General features: G+C 69.3%; 15 protein-coding genes. 7 read left to right on the forward strand and 8 right to left on the reverse strand.

Annotation, left to right across the window (positions count from 1 at the left end):
* Nucleotides 1-30: 30 nt before the first annotated feature.
* Complete coding sequence (locus AB7M35_RS13055; RefSeq protein ID WP_453960348.1) at nt 31-1242, reverse strand: GGDEF domain-containing protein; 1212 nt, start codon at nt 1240-1242, stop codon at nt 31-33.
* 345 nt (nt 1243-1587) lie between these two features.
* Between AB7M35_RS13055 and AB7M35_RS13060 the strand changes: the two genes are divergently transcribed.
* Complete coding sequence (locus tag AB7M35_RS13060) at nt 1588-2124, forward strand: GNAT family N-acetyltransferase (protein WP_453960349.1); 537 nt, start codon at nt 1588-1590, stop codon at nt 2122-2124.
* Between the two features lie 76 nt (nt 2125-2200).
* Here AB7M35_RS13060 and AB7M35_RS13065 read toward each other — a convergent pair whose 3' ends face one another.
* The 4 genes from AB7M35_RS13065 to AB7M35_RS13080 form a co-directional block, all read right to left on the reverse strand.
* The gene (locus AB7M35_RS13065; RefSeq protein ID WP_453960350.1) at nt 2201-4276 is read right to left on the reverse strand and encodes a hypothetical protein; all 2076 of its coding nucleotides are present in this window, start codon (nt 4274-4276) and stop codon (nt 2201-2203) included.
* A gap of 16 nt (nt 4277-4292) precedes the next feature.
* Nucleotides 4293-7109, reverse strand: coding sequence for a DUF4159 domain-containing protein (locus AB7M35_RS13070; protein ID WP_453960351.1), 2817 nt, complete (start codon nt 7107-7109; stop codon nt 4293-4295).
* The gene (locus tag AB7M35_RS13075) at nt 7109-7990 is read right to left on the reverse strand and encodes a DUF58 domain-containing protein (RefSeq protein ID WP_453960353.1); all 882 of its coding nucleotides are present in this window, start codon (nt 7988-7990) and stop codon (nt 7109-7111) included. The genes AB7M35_RS13070 and AB7M35_RS13075 overlap by 1 nt, the downstream gene beginning before the upstream one ends.
* Nucleotides 7991-8066: 76 nt before the next feature.
* The gene (locus AB7M35_RS13080) at nt 8067-9071 is read right to left on the reverse strand and encodes an AAA family ATPase (RefSeq protein ID WP_453960355.1); all 1005 of its coding nucleotides are present in this window, start codon (nt 9069-9071) and stop codon (nt 8067-8069) included.
* Nucleotides 9072-9299: 228 nt separating this feature from the next.
* On the opposite strand from AB7M35_RS13080, the gene AB7M35_RS13085 reads away from it, so the two are divergent.
* From AB7M35_RS13085 to AB7M35_RS13110, 6 genes are all read left to right on the forward strand, one after another.
* A complete protein-coding gene (locus AB7M35_RS13085) occupies nt 9300-9914 on the forward strand; it encodes a DUF1285 domain-containing protein (protein ID WP_453960356.1) in 615 nt (204 codons plus the stop codon).
* A gap of 29 nt (nt 9915-9943) precedes the next feature.
* Nucleotides 9944-10576 (forward strand): CoA pyrophosphatase, encoded by a 633-nt coding sequence (locus AB7M35_RS13090; RefSeq protein ID WP_453960358.1) that lies wholly within the window; start codon nt 9944-9946, stop codon nt 10574-10576.
* 115 nt (nt 10577-10691) lie between these two features.
* The gene (locus AB7M35_RS13095) at nt 10692-10958 is read left to right on the forward strand and encodes a DUF6111 family protein (protein ID WP_453960359.1); all 267 of its coding nucleotides are present in this window, start codon (nt 10692-10694) and stop codon (nt 10956-10958) included.
* Complete coding sequence (locus AB7M35_RS13100; protein WP_453960360.1) at nt 10955-12199, forward strand: CCA tRNA nucleotidyltransferase; 1245 nt, start codon at nt 10955-10957, stop codon at nt 12197-12199. The genes AB7M35_RS13095 and AB7M35_RS13100 overlap by 4 nt, the downstream gene beginning before the upstream one ends.
* A gap of 72 nt (nt 12200-12271) precedes the next feature.
* The gene (locus tag AB7M35_RS13105; RefSeq protein ID WP_453960361.1) at nt 12272-13678 is read left to right on the forward strand and encodes a serine hydrolase domain-containing protein; all 1407 of its coding nucleotides are present in this window, start codon (nt 12272-12274) and stop codon (nt 13676-13678) included.
* A gap of 13 nt (nt 13679-13691) precedes the next feature.
* On the forward strand, nt 13692-14078 hold the full coding sequence (locus AB7M35_RS13110; RefSeq protein ID WP_453960362.1) for an ester cyclase: 387 nt from the start codon (nt 13692-13694) through the stop codon (nt 14076-14078).
* 154 nt (nt 14079-14232) lie between these two features.
* Here the strand turns inward: AB7M35_RS13110 and AB7M35_RS13115 are convergent, their stop codons facing one another.
* The 3 genes from AB7M35_RS13115 to AB7M35_RS13125 form a co-directional block, all read right to left on the reverse strand.
* Nucleotides 14233-14637 carry a F0F1 ATP synthase subunit epsilon gene (locus tag AB7M35_RS13115; RefSeq protein WP_453960363.1) on the reverse strand — a complete coding sequence of 135 codons (405 nt, stop codon included), beginning with the start codon at nt 14635-14637 and terminating at the stop codon, nt 14233-14235.
* Nucleotides 14638-14673: 36 nt separating this feature from the next.
* On the reverse strand, nt 14674-16095 hold the full coding sequence (atpD, locus tag AB7M35_RS13120) for a F0F1 ATP synthase subunit beta (RefSeq protein ID WP_453960364.1): 1422 nt from the start codon (nt 16093-16095) through the stop codon (nt 14674-14676).
* Between the two features lie 144 nt (nt 16096-16239).
* Nucleotides 16240-17130 (reverse strand): F0F1 ATP synthase subunit gamma, encoded by an 891-nt coding sequence (locus AB7M35_RS13125; RefSeq protein WP_453960366.1) that lies wholly within the window; start codon nt 17128-17130, stop codon nt 16240-16242.
* Nucleotides 17131-17136: the final 6 nt, after the last annotated feature.

The following is a 17136-nucleotide window of genomic DNA, read 5'->3' on the forward strand; positions in this document are numbered from 1 at the left end:
CGCCGGCATCAAGCCACAGCTACCGGGCGATCATCCGCCCTTGCGCGTGGTCGCCCTGATGACGCGCGAAACCGCTGACGGCGCGTGCCGGTCCGCGACCGGCGCCTCGTCCGCCAGAACGACCTTGTTCCGGCCGAGCCGCTTTGCTTCGTAGAGCGCACGGTCGGCACGCTCGATGAGTTCGTCCATCGACACCTCGGCGGCCGGATCGCAGACGACCCCGATGCTGACCGAGACGTCGATCGGCGTCTCCCGCCACATGATCGGGCTCGCGCTCACCGTCGTCCGGATCCGCTCGGCGAGTGCCTCCGCGACATCCCTGTCGGCATCCGGCGCGAGGACGGCAAACTCCTCGCCGCCGATGCGTCCGAGCACGTCACCGACGCGCAGGGCACCGCGGACCAGCACCGTGAACGACTGCAGTACCTCGTCGCCTGCGGCATGGCCGTAGGTGTCGTTCACATCCTTGAAGTGATCGATATCGAGCAGCAGCTTGGCGACCGGCTTGTTCTGCTTGCGCGCGAGGCGCCGAACGCCCTCGGCCGATTCGAAGAATCCGCGGCGGTTGAGGCTGCCGGTCAGCACGTCGGTCTTCGCAGCCGCCTCCCCGCGCTCGCGGGTCATCATCAGGAACAGGTAGCCGAGTGCCACGGCGAAGAGCATCGGCTCTAGGGCGAGAACGGCCAGGTTGAGGCCGTCGATGTCCGGATCGAAGGAATAGGGAAAGTGCTCGGCCGCGGGAACGCGCAACACGTGACAGGCGCAGTGGACGATCAGCAGCGCCAGCACCACCCGGGCGGACCGCAGCTTTATCAGCCCGTCGCGGAACATCTCCCAAGCCGTCACGGCGGTGTAGAGGCTCGCCAGCACCGCGATGAGGAGGACGCGATCGGAGATCGACGTCTCGATGATCCTGGTCTGGTAGGCCAGGATCCACACGACCGCCCCGGCGAAGAGGCCGAGCCAGGGAACGGGCCGATCGGAAAAGGAGCGAACGCCCGTCCAGACGAGCCCGTGCCCCATGATCAGCAGGGTGATGGCGATATCGACCGTCCAGAGGTCCGGCAGAAACTTGTAGTCCGACAGCAGCACCACACCGAGGGTCGATACCAGGAACGACAGGGCCCACCAGACGAGCGCCTTGCTCCTCCTGTCCTGCAGCCACGACCACAGGAGCAGGATTCCCACCAGACCCAAAATGCAGATCGAGGTCGTATAGACCGTCTGGGTGTCGATGTTCATGTTGCCGCGCAACCACCTCTTCCAAAATCGTTCCGCGAGTCTTGTCGCACGAAACCGTTGCGGATTTCTCGCCTGTGCGTGGGTAAATGGACGCGGGTCCACGTAACATGGACAGTCTTCCCCCGTCATGATAGCGAGTCCGGCCATTTCACGAACCGGAGTCGCCTCGGCACATGAGCGCCATCCGGACCGGCCGCAAGCGGATCGCCCCGACACCGCCCGCGCTGCCGGTCTTCCGCAGGATCCGACGACGAAGCACGGACGATCTCACGGCCCGACGACGGCCGTCGACGATCCGAACCGTTTGATCCGCTGCGGCCGGCCAACCCGGATGGCCCCGCGCGGATGTCGCTGCATCCGCAGGAAGGGCCGACCCACGTGACCGAACTGAGCTATCTCATCCGCCTTGAAGCTGCCGGCGACGTGCCGGCGATCGACGTGCTCAACGACGCCGCCTTCGGGCCGGGCCGCTTCGCCCGCACCGCCTATCGGATGCGCGAGGGCGTCCCCCACGATCCGGCCCTCGCCTTCGTGGCCACCGTCGGCGACCGTCTCGTCGGCTCGGTGCGGCTGACGCCGATCCTGGTCGGAGCCGATCCGGCGCTTCTCCTCGGACCGCTCGCCGTCCACCCGGACGTCGCCAACCGCGGCATCGGCCGGGCGCTCGTGCGCACCGCGGTCGCCCGGGCCCGCGAGCTCGGCCACCGTCTGGTGCTCCTGGTCGGGGATCCGCCCTACTATGCGCCGGTGGGTTTCACTCCGGTGCGGCCGGGACAGATCACCTTCCCCGGCCCCGTCGATCCGCACCGGCTGCTCGCCGTCCATCTGGACGACGGAGCCGACGCCATTGCGGGCGAGGCGCGTCGGCCCACCGCCCGCTGAGGCCGCACTTGTTCCCGAACTCGGAGCCGTCGTCCTCTGGAACCAGCGAGGGTGCCCGGGTGAAACCGGGCGCCGCTCATCGTCCTTCGCGGAACCAGGTCGCCCCGATCACCCCCAGCAGCACCGCCAGGCCGAGGAAGCCCGAGAACAGCGGGATCTGCTGAACGCCTTCCAGCGAGCTCGCCGCCGAGCGCTTGAAGCCGATCCAGCCGAGCCCGTTCATCCGCTCGCCCGCGTCACGCAAGGTCAGGCGCGGCAGCTCGATCGCACCGTCGTCGACGGCGCGGACGACTGACCCGCCGCTTGCGTTGGCCACCGCCGCGAGACGGTCGGTGGTGGAGCGCAGGTCGGCGATCTCGCGCGGGTTGGGCGGTCCGACATGGGCGATCGCGGTCCTGTCGCCGGCGGTGGCGCGGTAGATCCCCACGTCTCCCACCGGAACGTCGGCGCGCCACAGGCCCGGCTCGGCCTCCTGAAGCGTCACCGTCTGCTCGGTGCCGTCCGGTCCGGTCAGAAGCACCGGCTCAGACGTGTCGCCGAGCGTCTGGCGCTCGACCATCAGGTCTTGACCGCGGGCCGAAAGCCGCAGGGCTTCTTCCTCCAGCTCCGGCTCCTTCATCAGCCAGTGGGCAAGGCGGCGCAACAGCGGAACGTACGGCCCGCCGCCCTCGAAGCCGCGCGCCCACAGCCAGATCTGGTCCGACAGCATCAGCGCGATGCGGCCCTCTCCCTGGCGGGCGAGAATCAGCAGCGGCTTGTCGTCGGGCCCGGTCATCACCGTGTCGCCGGTGATGGGGGTGGCGTCGATCAGGCGGAACCACTGGCTCCAGTCGGGCGGATCGCCGGCGGCTCCGGGAAGGTCGCGGGTGACCGGGTGCTTGTCGCCGAGCGCGCTCACCTCCGGATAGAAGGCCTGCTCCAGCACCTGGCCCGTCGGCTCGGCCGGCAGCACGTCGGCGAGCGGCGTGTAGAAGATGCTCTGCAGGCCGGCATAGTCGGGCCCGGACGAAACCAGCACCGCGCCGCCATTGCGGATGTACTGGGCGATGTTGTCGAAATACAGCGACGGCAGCACGTTGCGCCGGTGGTAACGGTCGAACACGATCAGGTCGAACTGGTCGATCTTCTCCGAGAACAGCTCGCGGGTCGGAAACGCGATCAGCGAGAGTTCGTTGATGGGCGTGCCGTCCTGCTTCTCCGGCGGCCGCAGGATGGTGAAGTGGACGAGATCCACCGACGCGTCGGACTTCATGAGGTTGCGCCAGGTGCGCTCGCCCGCGTGCGGCTCGCCCGAGACCAGCAGGACGCGCAGGTTGTCGCGCACGCCGTCGATGATGGCCACGGCCTGATTGTTGACCGTTGAGAGCTCGCCGTCGCGCGGCTCAACCTCGAACTCGAAGATGTTGTCGCCGCCGTGGGCGATGTCGACCGGCACGCTCACCTTGCGTCCGATCGGCACGTCGCGGCTGGCGATCTCCTCGCCGTCTCGCCGGACAACGAGGCGCGCCGTGCCGCTGCCTTCGCCGGCGCCCTGGTCCTCGACCGTCAGTTCGACGTTCGGGATGGAATCGACCAGGCCGAAGCGCGGCACCCGGTCGAGCACGATACGGCGATCGATCTCGTCCGGCCGGCCGGTGACGAGGGCATGGACCGGCCCGGCAATCCCCGGCTCGGCGCCCGCTTCCGGCGCGTCGTGCACCTGGCCGTCGGTGATCAGGAGCGCGCCCGCCACCCGGTCGGGCGGCACGTCGGACAGCGCGTCGTAGGCGGCGTCGAAGAGGCGCGTGCCGTCGGCGTCCGCCCCGGTCGTGCGGTCGACCACCACCGTGCGCACCTCGATTCCGTCGAGCCCCGCGAGATCCCGCTCGACCTGCGTCCGGATCTGCTCGGTCTCCGCCGTGCGGTTCTCGATGCCCTGGCTCTGGCTCTCGTCGACCACCACGGCCACGACGCTCGACAGCGGCGTCCGGATCTCCTGGCGCAGCGACGGATTGAGGAGCGCGACCGCGACCGCCGCGACGGCCAGCGCGCGGATCACCGCGCCGCGCACTCGGCGCACCAACGCGGCGAGCGCCAGCGAAAGTCCGACCGTGGCGAACACGATCACCAGCCAGGTCGGGACCAGCGGATCGAGGGCTATCGACCAGGTCATGGGTGCGATCGCCTCCTCACTGTCCGAGCCGCTCGAGTAGGGCCGGCAGATGTACCTGGTCCGCCTTGTAGTTGCCGGTCAGCGTGTACATCGTGATGTTGATGCCGGTACGGATCGCCAGTTCGCGCTGGAACGGATCGGGCGGCACCGTCGGCAGCATGAAGTCGCCGTTGGCGCCGATCGCCCAGGCGCCGGCCAAGTCGTTGGCGGTGATCAGGATCGGCGAGACGCCGTCGGCGGATCGCACGGGCCGGTCGGCGAGCGACGCGTCGCCCCCCAGCGCCTCGACCCAGAGCGGGCCGCCCGAGTAGCGGCCGGGAAACTCCTGCAGCAGATAGAACGACTTCGTCAGCACGTGGTCGGCCGGCACCGGCTCGAGCGGCGGAATGTTCAGCCCGTCGAGGATGGCCCGAAGCCGCATGGTGGCCGGGCTGGCCCCGAGCTGGTCGACACGCGTGCCCGCCGTCAGCTCATCCTGGGTATCGAAGAGGATGGTGCCGCCGTTCTTCATGTAGGCGTCGACCTTGGCCATCGCCTCGTCGGAGGGGCGCGCCGCGGTCTCCGTCACCGGCCAGTAGAGGAGCGGGAAGAAGGCGAGGTCGTCAGTTTCCAGGTCGACGCCCATCGGCTCCGCCGGCTCCAGCGCGGTGCGCCGGGCCAGGAACATCGACAGGCCGGAGAGGCCGGCCCGGCTCATCTCGTCGACGTTGTCGTCGCCGGTCAGCACGTAGCCGAGGCGGGTGTTGAGGGCGGCCTCCATGTCGAAGCTCTGATCGGCCGCGACCGCCGGCCGGGGCGCGGCCACGGCGCAGAGCGCAAGCAGGCCGGCGACCGCCACCGTGGCGGCCCGTCCGCGGCCACGGCCGAGGCCCACGCCTCCGGCGAGAACCAGCACGGCGAGGGCATCGAGCAGAAGCAGTCCGGCCGCGGCACCCAGCACCCAGCGCTTCAGATCGAGCGGGCCTTCGGTGGCGTAGGAGGCCACCGTCGCCGCAGCGCCGACCGCGCCGAGGTCCAGCGGCGTCAGCGTGTCGTCGGCCCCCAGCAGGTTGAGGGCCCGGAAGCCGTCCTCGGTGCCGTAGAGCCCGGGAGGATGCTCGGGACCGATGGCGATGTCGGCCAGCGCCGCGGCCGGCAGCGGACGCACCGAGGAACCGGGCACGACCAGGCGCCCCTCCCCGTCAAGCACCCTGAGCGGCGGCAGCGCCGCGCCCTGGGCGTCGGGATTGCGGCCTCCCGGCGGGGTTCCGGCAAGCCCGACGAGCTTGCGCAGCATCTCCACGAAGGTGCCGGAGAGCGGCAGCGTCGACCAGGTGGTGTCGGCGGTGACGTGGAAGAACACCAGCCAGCCGTTGCCGAGCCCGGCGGCGGTCACCAGCGGCGTGCCGTCGGCAAGGCTCGCCCAGGTGTGATCGGGCAGGCTGGCGCTCGGCTCGGCGAGGAGCTGGCGGGTCACCGCCACGTCGGTCGGCGTGTCGAGGCCGGCAAACGGGCTCGCCGCGTCGAACGGCGCCAGCGGCTGCGGGTCTTCCCAGGAGAGATTGCCGCCGAGCACCCGGGCGCCGGGCCGCATCGGCACCGGAACCAGCTCGTCGATGCCCTCGACGGTGCGCGGACCGGCGAAGCGGATCAGCACGCCGCCATCGTTCACCCAGCGCCTCAGCGCGTCCTCGGGGCCGGGAAGCAGGGTGCCCACATCGGACAGCACGATGACCGAGACGCCGCCGTCGATGAGTTGCTGGATGCCCGCCGACATCTCCTCCTCGCGGGGCTCGCGCACTTCCGCGTAAGGTCCGAGCGCGCGCTCCAGGTAGTGCAGCGGCGACAGCAGCGGCTGCGCCAGGTCGGCCGATCCGCCGGAGATGACCCCGACGGAGCGGCGCTGCCAGCGGTCGTCGACCAGCTGGACCGCGCCAGCGGTCGCGACGCCCGTCAGGTCGAGACGCGCGATGTCGTTGCGAAGCTGAACCGGCAGATCGAGGCGCACTTGCGCCTCCGTCGCGCCCGGGTCGAACGTGAACGGCGTCTCGGCCAATGCAAATCCCTTCCGGTCGCGCGCGACCAGCGTTCCGCCGGCCGCCGCATCGGCCGCGTCGGTCAGCCGCAGCGCGCGGACATCCATGCCGTCACCGCCGTTTTCGACGCCGGCAAGCGCCACCAGTCCCGGCGTGCCGCCCTGATAGACCCGCAGCGGCGCGCCGTCCGTCGCGGCGACCAGCGCGGCCTCGAAGTCGGCGGTGCCGGCGCTGTCGAGATCGTCCGTGAGCCAGGACACCAGCGCCGGGGGTGCCACCTGTCCCATCCGCTCCACGAGCCCGATCAGGTCGCCGCGGCGCGATTCCCACGAGCGCGGCTCCAGCGCCGACAGCCGGTCGCGCACCTGCGCCGCCTCGACCGGATCGGCGGGCTGGTTGGCCCCGTCGGCAGTGGCGATCAGCACCACCGGACGACCGGCGCTCTGGGCCTGGTCGACAAGGCCGGCCGCGACACGTTCGCGCTCGGCCCAGGCGTCCGCCGAGGCCCAGCCGTTGTCGATGACGATCCACATCGGGCCGCTGCCGGCGGTGGCGTCGGTCGCCGCCCGCCACACGGGCCCGGCGAGCGCGATGATCACCAGCGCGGCAATCAGAAGCCGCAGCAGCATCAGCCACCAGGGGCTGCGCGACGGCGTCTCCTCCCGCTTCACCAGTTCCAGGAGCAGGCGGGTCGGCGGAAACGAAATGCGCTGCGGCCGCGGCGGGGTCACCCGCAGCAGCCACCAGATCACCGGCAGCAGCGCCAGCGCGCCGAGGATCGCCGGGGTGGTGAAACCGATCGACAGAAGCCCGCCCATCACGAAGCCCTCCGGGCGCCCTCGACGCCGCCCGCGGCGGACAGCCGCGCGCGGAGCGCCAGCAGCGGCTCGGTGGCCGAGCGGTCGGTGTGATGCACGAGGAAGGTCCAGCCGAGCCCGCGGCAACGGTCGGCCAGCGCTTCGCGATGGGCACTGAGGACGCGCCGGTAGTCGTCGCGCCAGCGTTCCGCGCGGCCGACCAGCAGCGCCGTCCCGCTTTCGGGATCGCGAAACTCGGCGCGGCCGCCGAACGGGAAGCTCTCCTCGACCGGGTCGAGCACCTGGACCAGGTGGGCGCGGGCGCCGGATCCGGCGAGCCGCTGCATCCACGCGTCGATGTCGGACAGCGGATCGAGCAGGTCGCCGATCACGATGACGTCGGAGAAGCGGCGCACCTGACTCGTGTCGGGCAGGGTCTTGGCGACCGGCAGGTGCACCAGCGCGCTGGCGACCCGTTCCGCCGCGTCGCGGCTGGAGGTCGGTCGCATGCCGTCGATCAGCCCGATCCGTTCGCCGCCGCGCGCAAGCAGATCGGCAAGCGCCAGCGTCAGAACGACGGCGCGGTCGCGCTTGGTCGCCTGGGCAAGCTTCGACCCGAAAGCCATGGATTCGGACCGGTCGACCGACAGCCACACCGTGTGTGCGGCCTCCCATTCCTGTTCGCGCACGAACAGGCTGTCGGCACGGGCCGAGCGACGCCAGTCGACGCGATAGGCCGGCTCGCCGGTCTCGAACGGACGGAATTCCCAGAAGGTCTCGCCCGGACCCGGGCGCCGGCGGCCGTGCCAGCCCATGGCGACCGTGGCCGCGACCCGACGCGACTCCACCAGCAGGTCCGGCATGCTCGCGGCAACCGAACGCGCGGCCAGAAGCGCGGTCATTCCCTGGTCGTCAGGCCGCTCGGGACGGTCGGAGTGCGCCATGGATCGTGTTGCTCGCTCCGGGGTTCGATCGCCTTCAGGCGATCCGGGCCTTGAGGCGGTCGATGACGCCGGGCACGGTCTCGCCGTCGGCCCGTGCCGCGAAGGTCAGCGCCATACGGTGCTGCAGGACGGGCTCGGCGAGCGCCAGGACGTCGTCGACCGACGGCGCCAGGCGCCCCTCGATCAGCGCGCGCGCCCGCACCGTCAGCATCAGCGCCTGGCTCGCCCGCGGCCCCGGGCCCCAGGCGATGACGTCGTCGGCGTCGCCGCCGTCTCCCGGACGCGCCGCGCGCACCAGATCAAGGATCGCCTCCACCACCGATTCACCCACCGGCAGCCGGCGCACCAGCCGCTGGTAGCGGGCGAGATCGCCCTCGGCGAGGATGGGTCCGGGCTGGACATTATCCGCGCCGGTGGTCTCCAGCAGGATCCGGCGCTCGGCCGCGCGCTCGGGATAGAGCACGTCGATCTGCATCAGGAAGCGGTCGAGCTGCGCCTCGGGGAGCGGATAGGTGCCTTCGTGCTCCAGCGGGTTCTGGGTCGCGAGCACATGGAACGGCTGCGGCAGCTCGTGAGATTGGCCGGCGACGGTGACGTGGCTCTCCTGCATCGCCTGCAGCAGCGCCGACTGGGTGCGCGGGCTCGCCCGGTTGATTTCGTCGGCCATCAGCAGCTGGGTGAACACCGGCCCCTTGATGAACCGGAACGTGCGTGTGCCGTCGGTGGCCTGCTCCAGCACCTCGGCGCCGAGAATGTCGGAGGGCATCAGGTCGGGGGTGAACTGGATGCGGCGGGAATTGAGACCGAGCACGGTGCCGAGCGTGGAGACCAGCATGGTCTTGGCAAGGCCCGGAACGCCGACCAGCAGGCCGTGGCCGCCGGCCAGAAGGGTGACGAGCGTGCGCTCCACCACCGATTCCTGGCCGAAGATGACGCGCCCGATTTCGGCGCGGGCGGCGACCATGCGGTCCGCGGCGGCCTCGGCCTCGGCGACAATGGCAGCATCGTCCACCTCGATCGGCTTGTCCATCACGCTCATCAACTGATCCTTTCGCGGCCCGGCACCGCTTTAACCGGGCAGTTCGCGTAGCTGGTCACATCATTCGTTGAGTGTAGGGTGCCGGCCCGCCCCCGCACAGGCGTGAAACGGCCGGACCTCGTCATCGCAGGGTTTGCAACTTATGTTCCACGCAGCATTGCTGCGCCTAAGGACAGCGAAAATGCGGCGTTATCATGCGCCTTTCGGGGGGCAACGCGGGAATTGGAAATGGGTGGACAGACCGATCAACACGAAGTGAACGGCGGGCTTGCCGGCCTCGAGGCGCTGATCGGGCGCGCCGGCACCGGCGGCGGCGCGGCGCCCGTGGAGCAGTGGGACCCGCCGCATTGCGGCAAGCTGGACATCCGCATCGGCCGCGACGGGCTCTGGTACTACCTCGGGACGCCGATCGGCCGCGAACCGCTCGTGCGGCTGTTCGCCTCGGTGCTGCGCCGCGACGCGGACGGCGTCACCTACCTCGTCACGCCTGTGGAGAAGATCGAGATCGCCGTCGACGACGCCCCCTTCCTCGGCGTCGAGATGAACGCCGCCGGCACCGGCAGCGAGCAGGTTCTGACCCTGCGCACCAACATCGGCGACGTCGTCACCGTCGACGCCGAGCACCCGATGCGCTTCGAGCCCGAGGAGGAGACCGACGGCCTGAAACCCTACGTGCTGGTTCGCGGGCGGCTGGAGGCGCGCCTTTCCCGGCCGCTGCTCTACGAACTGGTCGACCACGGAACGACCGAGGAGCGTGACGGCACCGACTGGTTCGGTGTCTGGTCGAGTGGCCTGTTCTTCCCGATGATGCGCCAGGCGGAGCTGGAGCGACTGAGCGCATGAACATCGACTCGCCTTTGGACGGCGCACACATGGACCTCCTGACCGACTGGCGGTCGATCCAGGCGCGCGCCGGCAAGCTGATCCGGCTGGACGACCCGGTCTTCGACTACGACGCCGCCGGCGACCACATCCTCAACCGGCACCTGCCCGACGTGGTGCCGCCGGGAAAGGCGCTGCGCGACGCGGCCGTCCTCTTCGGGATCGTCAAGCGCGACCCCGCCACCGTCATCTTCACGCTCAGGACCGAGCATCTGAGTTCCCACGCCGGCCAGATCGCGCTTCCCGGCGGCAAGATCGATCCGGGCGACAGCGACCCGCTGGCGGCGGCTCTGAGAGAGGCCGACGAGGAAATCGGCCTCGCGCCGTCGGTGGTCGAACCGCTGGGCTACGGCGACATCTACACGACCCGTTCGGGCTACCGCATCGTGCCGGTCGTGGCGCTGGTCCCGGAGAGCGCCCACATTGCGGCCAATCCCGACGAGGTGGCGGACGTCTTCGAGGTTCCGCTCGAGCACCTGATGACACCGGCCAACCATGTCCGCGACAGCCGGTCGTGGAACGGATCACAACGCTATTTCTACACGATGCCTTACGGGGAACGGTATATCTGGGGCGTCACCGCGGGTATCGTCCGCACGCTGTTCGAACGTCTCTACGGCTGAGAGGCCGCGCTGCGGCATTGATACCCGGCCGCGAATGCGCCATCGCAACGACTGCGTTCGCGGACCTCGCCGGCGGCTGGGGGCCACCGGCACCGCGCAACCAAGGAAGCCGGCCATGGTGCGGACTGTCATCATCCAACTGATCCTGTTTCTCCTGCCGTTCGTCGGATGGGGGATCTTCCTGCTCGTCACCCGCGGCCTGACCGCGACCCGGTCCCAGTACTTCATCGGTCCGATGCCCTACTGGCTGGCGGTCGCTGGCCTCCTTCTGTCGATCATCGGTTTCCTCACCCTGGGCGTCACCAGCGAGCGCTCGACCGGCGTCTACCAGCCGCTGATCTTCGAGGACGGAAAGCTGGTGCCGGGCGGCTTCAAGAAATGACCCTGCCGGATCTGCCGTCGCTGGCCGGAGCCGCGTGGCTCCAGGCTCCCGCGACCCGCACCCTCCTCGCCCTCCTCGATACGGACGGCGAGGAAGCCCGCGTCATTGGCGGCGCGGTCCGCAACACCCTGCTGGGCGAGGCGGTGCGGGAGGTCGACGTCGCGACCACGGCGCTGCCGGAGACGGTCATGGCGCGCACCCGCGCCGCCGGCTTCAAGACGATCCCCACCGGCGTCGAGCACGGCACCGTCACCGTGGTGGTCGACAAGACCCCGTTCGAGGTCACCACGCTGCGCGAGGACGTGGAGACCTTCGGCCGCCACGCCCAGGTGCGCTTCGGCCGGGACTGGCTGGCGGATGCGCACCGCCGCGACTTCACCATGAACACCCTGTCGGTCGACCGGACGGGCACCCTGTACGATCCCGTCGGCGGCTATCCCGACATCCGCGCGCGTCGCGTCCGCTTCGTCGGCGACGCGGACATGCGCGTGCGCGAAGACTATCTGCGCATCCTGCGCTTTTTCCGCTTCCACGCGCACTACGGCGAGGGCGCACCCGATGCCGACGGCATGCGCGCGGCGATCCGCGGCCGCGAGGGGCTCCGACGCCTGTCCGCCGAGCGCATCGCCCAGGAGATGCGCCGCCTCGTCGTCGCCCGGCACGCCGCCGACACGCTCGCCGTCATGTCCGAGGCCGGGCTGGTGGAGAGCGTGTTCGCCGGGATCGCCTATCCGGAACGCCTGGCCCGCCTCGCCCGCATCGAGGCACATCGCGGGCTGCCGCCGGCGCCGGCGCTCCGGCTGGCCGCCGCCGGCTGCGCGATCGCGGAAGATGTCGAGCGCATCGCCGGACGGCTCAAGCTCTCAAACGCCGAGGCGAAGGAGATGCGCCTCGCCGTCGACGCGACCCGTCATTTTCCGGTCGAACCGGGACTGCCGGCGCGCAAGCTCTATTACCGCCTCGGTCGGACAGCCTTTCGCGGCGGCGCGCTCCTCGGCTTCGCGCAAAACGGCGGCGCCCCCGACGGCCCGCCGTGGCCGGCGCTGCTCGACCTCGCCGATGCGTCCGACCCGCCGGTCTTTCCCCTCGGAGGCAAGAGCCTGATGAAGCTCGGCTTCCCGCCCGGCCCGGGCATCGGGGTGGAGCTCGCCCGCCTCGAGGCCCTCTGGGTCGACAGCGGCTTCTCGCTCGACCGCAAGTCTTTGCTCCGGCTTGCCGAAATCCCCGCGGACCGCGGCTGACGGGCGGATTGCGGTGACACGGCCCGGTCCGCGTGCCAGAACAGGCGGGCCGATCAAGGACAAGGGACCGTCATGGCCGCCATCACTCTCCGCTCCTACTTTCGCTGGCTTGGCATCGCGGTCCTGCTCCTCGGCGCGGGCGGGATCGCCGCGGCCGCCTGGCAGCTCCCGCCGATGCTCTGGGTGGGGTCGTCCTACGTCGCCAAGACCGTCTGCTCCGGCATGTATGTCTCCGGCCTCGACCTCGACCGAATCTGGCGTGAGGACGTGCTCGGCCGGAAGAACCCGCTGCTCAATCTCTACAAGGTGACGGTCGACGATCCGGTGAAGCGCATCAGCGCATCGCCGTTCGGGTTCGGCGTGTTCGAGCGCACCGCGGTGCATCGCGACGGCCTCGGCTGCGCGCTCGCGATCGGGATCTCCCCCTCAGATCTCGCCGCCGAGTCCGGCCCCGTCGCGCCGCTGACCGTCGCCTCCACCGATCCCTGGCCCGATGGCGACGGCGTCGCCGGCCAGCCGCCGGCCGCGCTCCAGAAGGCGGTCGGCGATGCGTTCGCCGAGCCCGAGGGCGCCAACGCCGGCGAGCTGCGCACCCGTGCGGTGGTCGTGGTGCACGAGGGCCGCATCGTGGCGGAACAGTATGCCGACGGCATCAACGCCCGGACGCCGCTGATCGGCTGGTCGATGTCCAAGACGGTGACCGCGGCGCTGGCGGGCATCGCCATGCAGCAGTCCGACCTGGCGCTCGACATCGATCACCTGCTTCCCCAGTGGAGCAGCGATTCCAACCCGAAGAGCCGCATCCCGTTCTCCGCGCTGCTCGAGATGACCGATGGCCTCGCCTACAACGAGGACTACGGCACCGTCACCGACACCACCGAAATGCTCTACGGCGCCGGCAACGCCATCGACTTCCTCGCCGGCATCGACCTGGAGGACCCGCCGGGCAGCGTCTGGGCCTATTCGAGCGGCGCCAACATGCTGGTGATGGGCGCGATGCGGGCCTTCCTCCCCACCGATGCCTGGACCGCGTTTCCGCGCACCGCGCTGTTCGACCCCATCGGGATGACGACGGCGGTGTTCGAGACGGATCCCTCGGGGACGTTCATGGGACCGTCCTGGCTCCATGCCTCCGCCCGCGACTGGGCCCGTTTCGGCCTCCTGATCCTCCGCAAGGGGATGTGGAACGGCGAGCAGGTGCTGCCGGTCGGCTGGGTCGACACCATGATGGAGCCGGTGGCGGCCTCGAACGGCAAGTACAGCAAGGGCGACATATGGCTGGAGACCGGCAGCAAGGTGCCGGCGGACACGCTGTGGGTCCTCGGCCACGACGGCCAGACCATCGCCATCGTCCCTTCCCTCGATCTGATCGTCGTGCGGATGGGCATGACCAACCCGCAGGATCTCTACGACCGCGAGGCGCTGCTCGCGGATGTCATCGGGGCGTTGCCCGATGCGAATAGATCGCCCTCTGACTGAACGGCACCGCACTATGACGCCCGACGACCTGTCCCGCCTCTACCGCGGCTACATCGACTGCCTGAACCGCCAGGATTGGTCCCGGCTGGGCAACTTCGTCGACGACGAGGTCGCCTACAACGACGAGCCGATCGGGCTCTCCGGATATCGGCGTATGCTCGAATCCGACTTTCGGGCGATCCCCGACCTCCGGTTCAACGTCACGCTTCTGGTCACCGAACCGCCACGCATCGCCAGCCGCCTGCATTTCGACTGCACCCCGGTCGGAGATCTGTTCGAACTGCCGGCTGGCGGGAAGCGTGTGCAGTTCGACGAGAACGTCTTCTACGAATTCGCGGGCGAAAAGATACGGTGGGTCTGGTCGGTCATCGACAAGGCCGCCGTCGCGGCGCGGCTGTAGCGGCCTGCAGGCGAAGCCGCGATCGGCCGTTCGACCGACCCGCACGGCGCCGGTTCGGCATACCCAGCGCCGAAAATGAAAAAGCCCGCCTCCGGATGCCGGAGGCGGGCTTTGATTCTCAAGCGGTCGAAGACACCGCGGCGGTTGACCGGCTCTAGTGCCCCAGCGCCCGCTGGACTTCGCGCAGGTGCTCGAGGTTACGCTCGGCTTCGTCGCGCGTCCCCTCGTCCTTGGCGTCCTTCACGTCTTCCTCCGCGTCGGTGATCTGGCGCGCGATCATCTCCCGGTCGATCTCCTCCACCGGGATCGCCTCTTCGGCGAGCACGGTCAGGCCATCCGGTCCGGTGTCGGCGAAGCCGCCGCGCACGAAGATCTGGCGGTCCGGCTTGGAGCCGCCGCGCACGCGCATCAGTCCCGGCCGAAGGGTCGAGAGGAACGGCGCATGGCCGGCGAGCACTTCGAACTCACCCTCGCTTCCCGGCACGAGAACCGCGTCAACGTCTTCCGAGATGAGGAGACGCTCCGGCGAAACCAGCTCGAAATGGAAGCTCCCGGCCATGACTGGGTTCCTTGCTCTTGCCTGCTACGCCTGGGATCAGGCCGCTTCCGCGGCCAGCTGCTGCGCCTTCTCGACGGCTTCCTCGATGGTGCCGACCATGTAGAAGGCCGCTTCCGGCAGGTGATCGTACTCGCCTTCGCAGAGACCCTTGAAGCCCTTGATGGTGTCGGCCAGCTCGACGAACACGCCCGGCTTGCCGGTGAACACCTCGGCCACGTGGAACGGCTGCGACAGGAAGCGCTCGATCTTGCGGGCGCGGGCAACCGTCATCTTGTCCTCTTCCGACAGCTCGTCCATGCCCAGGATCGCGATGATGTCCTGGAGCGACTTGTAGCGCTGCAGGATCTGCTGGACCTGGCGGGCGACGTTGTAGTGCTCGTCACCGATGATCAGGGCCGAGAGCATGCGGCTCGTGGAGTCGAGCGGATCCACCGCCGGGTAGATGCCCTTTTCCGCGATCGAGCGGTTCAGCGTCGTGGTCGAGTCCAGATGCGCGAACGAGGTCGCCGGCGCCGGGTCGGTCAGATCGTCGGCGGGCACGTAAATGGCCTGCACCGAGGTGATCGAGCCCTTGGTGGTGGTGGTGATCCGCTCCTGCAGCGCGCCCATGTCGGTCGCCAGCGTCGGCTGATAGCCCACCGCCGAAGGAATACGGCCGAGCAGAGCCGACACTTCCGAGCCCGCCTGGGTGAAGCGGAAGATGTTGTCGACGAAGAACAGCACGTCCTGGCCCTGGTCGCGGAAGTACTCGGCGACCGTCAGGCCGGCGAGACCGACGCGCGCACGCGCTCCCGGAGGCTCGTTCATCTGGCCGTAGACCAGCGCGGCCTTGGAGCCCGGTCCGCCGCCTTCCTTGTTCACGCCGGACTCGATCATCTCGTAGTAGAGATCGTTGCCCTCGCGGGTGCGCTCACCCACGCCGGCGAACACCGAGTAGCCGCCGTGCTGGGTGGCGACGTTGTTGATCAGCTCCTGGATGAGCACGGTCTTGCCCACGCCGGCGCCGCCGAACAGGCCGATCTTGCCGCCACGGGCGTACGGGGCGAGAAGGTCGACGACCTTGATGCCGGTGACCAGGATTTCCGCTTCCGTCGACTGCTCGACGTAGGACGGGGCCGGCGCATGGATCGGCCGCGATTCGCTGTGCTGGATCGGGCCGGCTTCGTCCACCGGCTCGCCGATGACGTTCATGATGCGGCCGAGTGTGCCGTCGCCGACGGGCACCGTGATCGGCAGGCCCATGTCGGTGACTTCCTGGCCGCGCACGAGACCCTCGGTGGAGTCCATGGCGATGCAGCGCACGGTGTTCTCACCGAGATGCTGCGCGACCTCCATCACCAGGCGGACGCCGTTATTATCGGTTTCGAGGGCGTTCATGATGGAAGGCAGCGTGTCGCCGAACTTCACGTCGACAACGGCGCCGATCACCTGATTGATGGTTCCGACATTCTTCGTCATGGGTCTGCTCCGTCTCGAGCTCACGTCCGCCCTCCCGTCGCGGGAGGAGAGAGTTCTATTGGCCTGTCCCGTCGGCCGCGCCGCCTCAAGTGACGGGGCGCAGCGGCCGAGGAACGTGAAAAGTCTGTGCGTTCGGCGTCGCCGCTACAACGCTTCGGCGCCGGAGATGATCTCGATCAGCTCCTTGGTGATCTGGGCCTGACGCGTCCGGTTGTATTCCATCGTCAGGTCTTCGATCATTTCGCCGGCGTTGCGCGTGGCGTTGTCCATCGCGCTCATCCGCGCACCCTGTTCGGATGCGGCATTTTCCAGAAGCGCGCGGAACAGCTGAACCGAGATGTTGCGCGGAACCAGATCCTCCAGGATCTCGCTCTCCTCCGGCTCGTATTCGCGAACCGCGGCACCCTCGGTCTCGACCGCCTCGGCCGCCGCCTCTCCGCCGACATCCGCCGGGATCAGCTGATGCGCGGTCGGCACCTGGCTGATCACCGAGTTGAAGTGGGCGAAGAACAGGGTGGCGACGTCGAAGTCACCGTTCTCGAAGCGCTTGATCAGCTTCTCGGCCACGCTCTGGGCGTCGGTGAAAGCCAGCCGCCGCACGTGCTTCAGCTCGACCACCTCGACGATCTGGCTCGCGAACTCGCGGCGCAGGATGTCGTAGCCCTTGCGGCCGACGCAGAAGAACTCGACCTTCTTGCCCTCGCGCTGCAGCCGCAGGGCGGTCTGCCGCGCAAGACGCACGATCGAGGAGTTGAACGCGCCGCACAGGCCGCGATCGGCGGTGCAGACGACCAGGAGATGGGTGTCGTCGCGCCCGTTCCCGACCATCAGCGTCGGTGCTTCGTCGCTCCCCTTCACCGCATCGGCGAGGCTTGCGAGCACCGACTGCATCCGCTCGGCATAGGGGCGTGCCGCTTCGGCCGCCTCCTGAGCGCGACGCAGCTTCGCCGCCGCGACCATTTGCATGGCCTTGGTGATCTTCTGCGTCGCCTTCACGGAGGCGATGCGGTTGCGCAGGTCCTTTAGGCTCGCCATTGAGCG

The organism is Amorphus suaedae, from assembly GCF_053629675.1.

What these genes read in the sequence shown, in the direction of transcription:
- AB7M35_RS13055 (WP_453960348.1), bottom strand. Translation starts at nt 1,242, where the DNA reads ATGAACATCGACACCCAGACGGTCTATACGACCTCGATCTGCATTTTG.
- AB7M35_RS13060 (WP_453960349.1), top strand. Translation starts at nt 1,588, where the DNA reads ATGTCGCTGCATCCGCAGGAAGGGCCGACCCACGTGACCGAACTGAGC.
- AB7M35_RS13065 (WP_453960350.1), bottom strand. Translation starts at nt 4,276, where the DNA reads ATGACCTGGTCGATAGCCCTCGATCCGCTGGTCCCGACCTGGCTGGTG.
- AB7M35_RS13070 (WP_453960351.1), bottom strand. Translation starts at nt 7,109, where the DNA reads ATGGGCGGGCTTCTGTCGATCGGTTTCACCACCCCGGCGATCCTCGGC.
- AB7M35_RS13075 (WP_453960353.1), bottom strand. Translation starts at nt 7,990, where the DNA reads ATGACCGCGCTTCTGGCCGCGCGTTCGGTTGCCGCGAGCATGCCGGAC.
- AB7M35_RS13080 (WP_453960355.1), bottom strand. Translation starts at nt 9,071, where the DNA reads ATGAGCGTGATGGACAAGCCGATCGAGGTGGACGATGCTGCCATTGTC.
- AB7M35_RS13085 (WP_453960356.1), top strand. Translation starts at nt 9,300, where the DNA reads ATGGGTGGACAGACCGATCAACACGAAGTGAACGGCGGGCTTGCCGGC.
- AB7M35_RS13090 (WP_453960358.1), top strand. Translation starts at nt 9,944, where the DNA reads ATGGACCTCCTGACCGACTGGCGGTCGATCCAGGCGCGCGCCGGCAAG.
- AB7M35_RS13095 (WP_453960359.1), top strand. Translation starts at nt 10,692, where the DNA reads ATGGTGCGGACTGTCATCATCCAACTGATCCTGTTTCTCCTGCCGTTC.
- AB7M35_RS13100 (WP_453960360.1), top strand. Translation starts at nt 10,955, where the DNA reads ATGACCCTGCCGGATCTGCCGTCGCTGGCCGGAGCCGCGTGGCTCCAG.
- AB7M35_RS13105 (WP_453960361.1), top strand. Translation starts at nt 12,272, where the DNA reads ATGGCCGCCATCACTCTCCGCTCCTACTTTCGCTGGCTTGGCATCGCG.
- AB7M35_RS13110 (WP_453960362.1), top strand. Translation starts at nt 13,692, where the DNA reads ATGACGCCCGACGACCTGTCCCGCCTCTACCGCGGCTACATCGACTGC.
- AB7M35_RS13115 (WP_453960363.1), bottom strand. Translation starts at nt 14,637, where the DNA reads ATGGCCGGGAGCTTCCATTTCGAGCTGGTTTCGCCGGAGCGTCTCCTC.
- atpD (WP_453960364.1), bottom strand. Translation starts at nt 16,095, where the DNA reads ATGACGAAGAATGTCGGAACCATCAATCAGGTGATCGGCGCCGTTGTC.
- AB7M35_RS13125 (WP_453960366.1), bottom strand. Translation starts at nt 17,130, where the DNA reads ATGGCGAGCCTAAAGGACCTGCGCAACCGCATCGCCTCCGTGAAGGCG.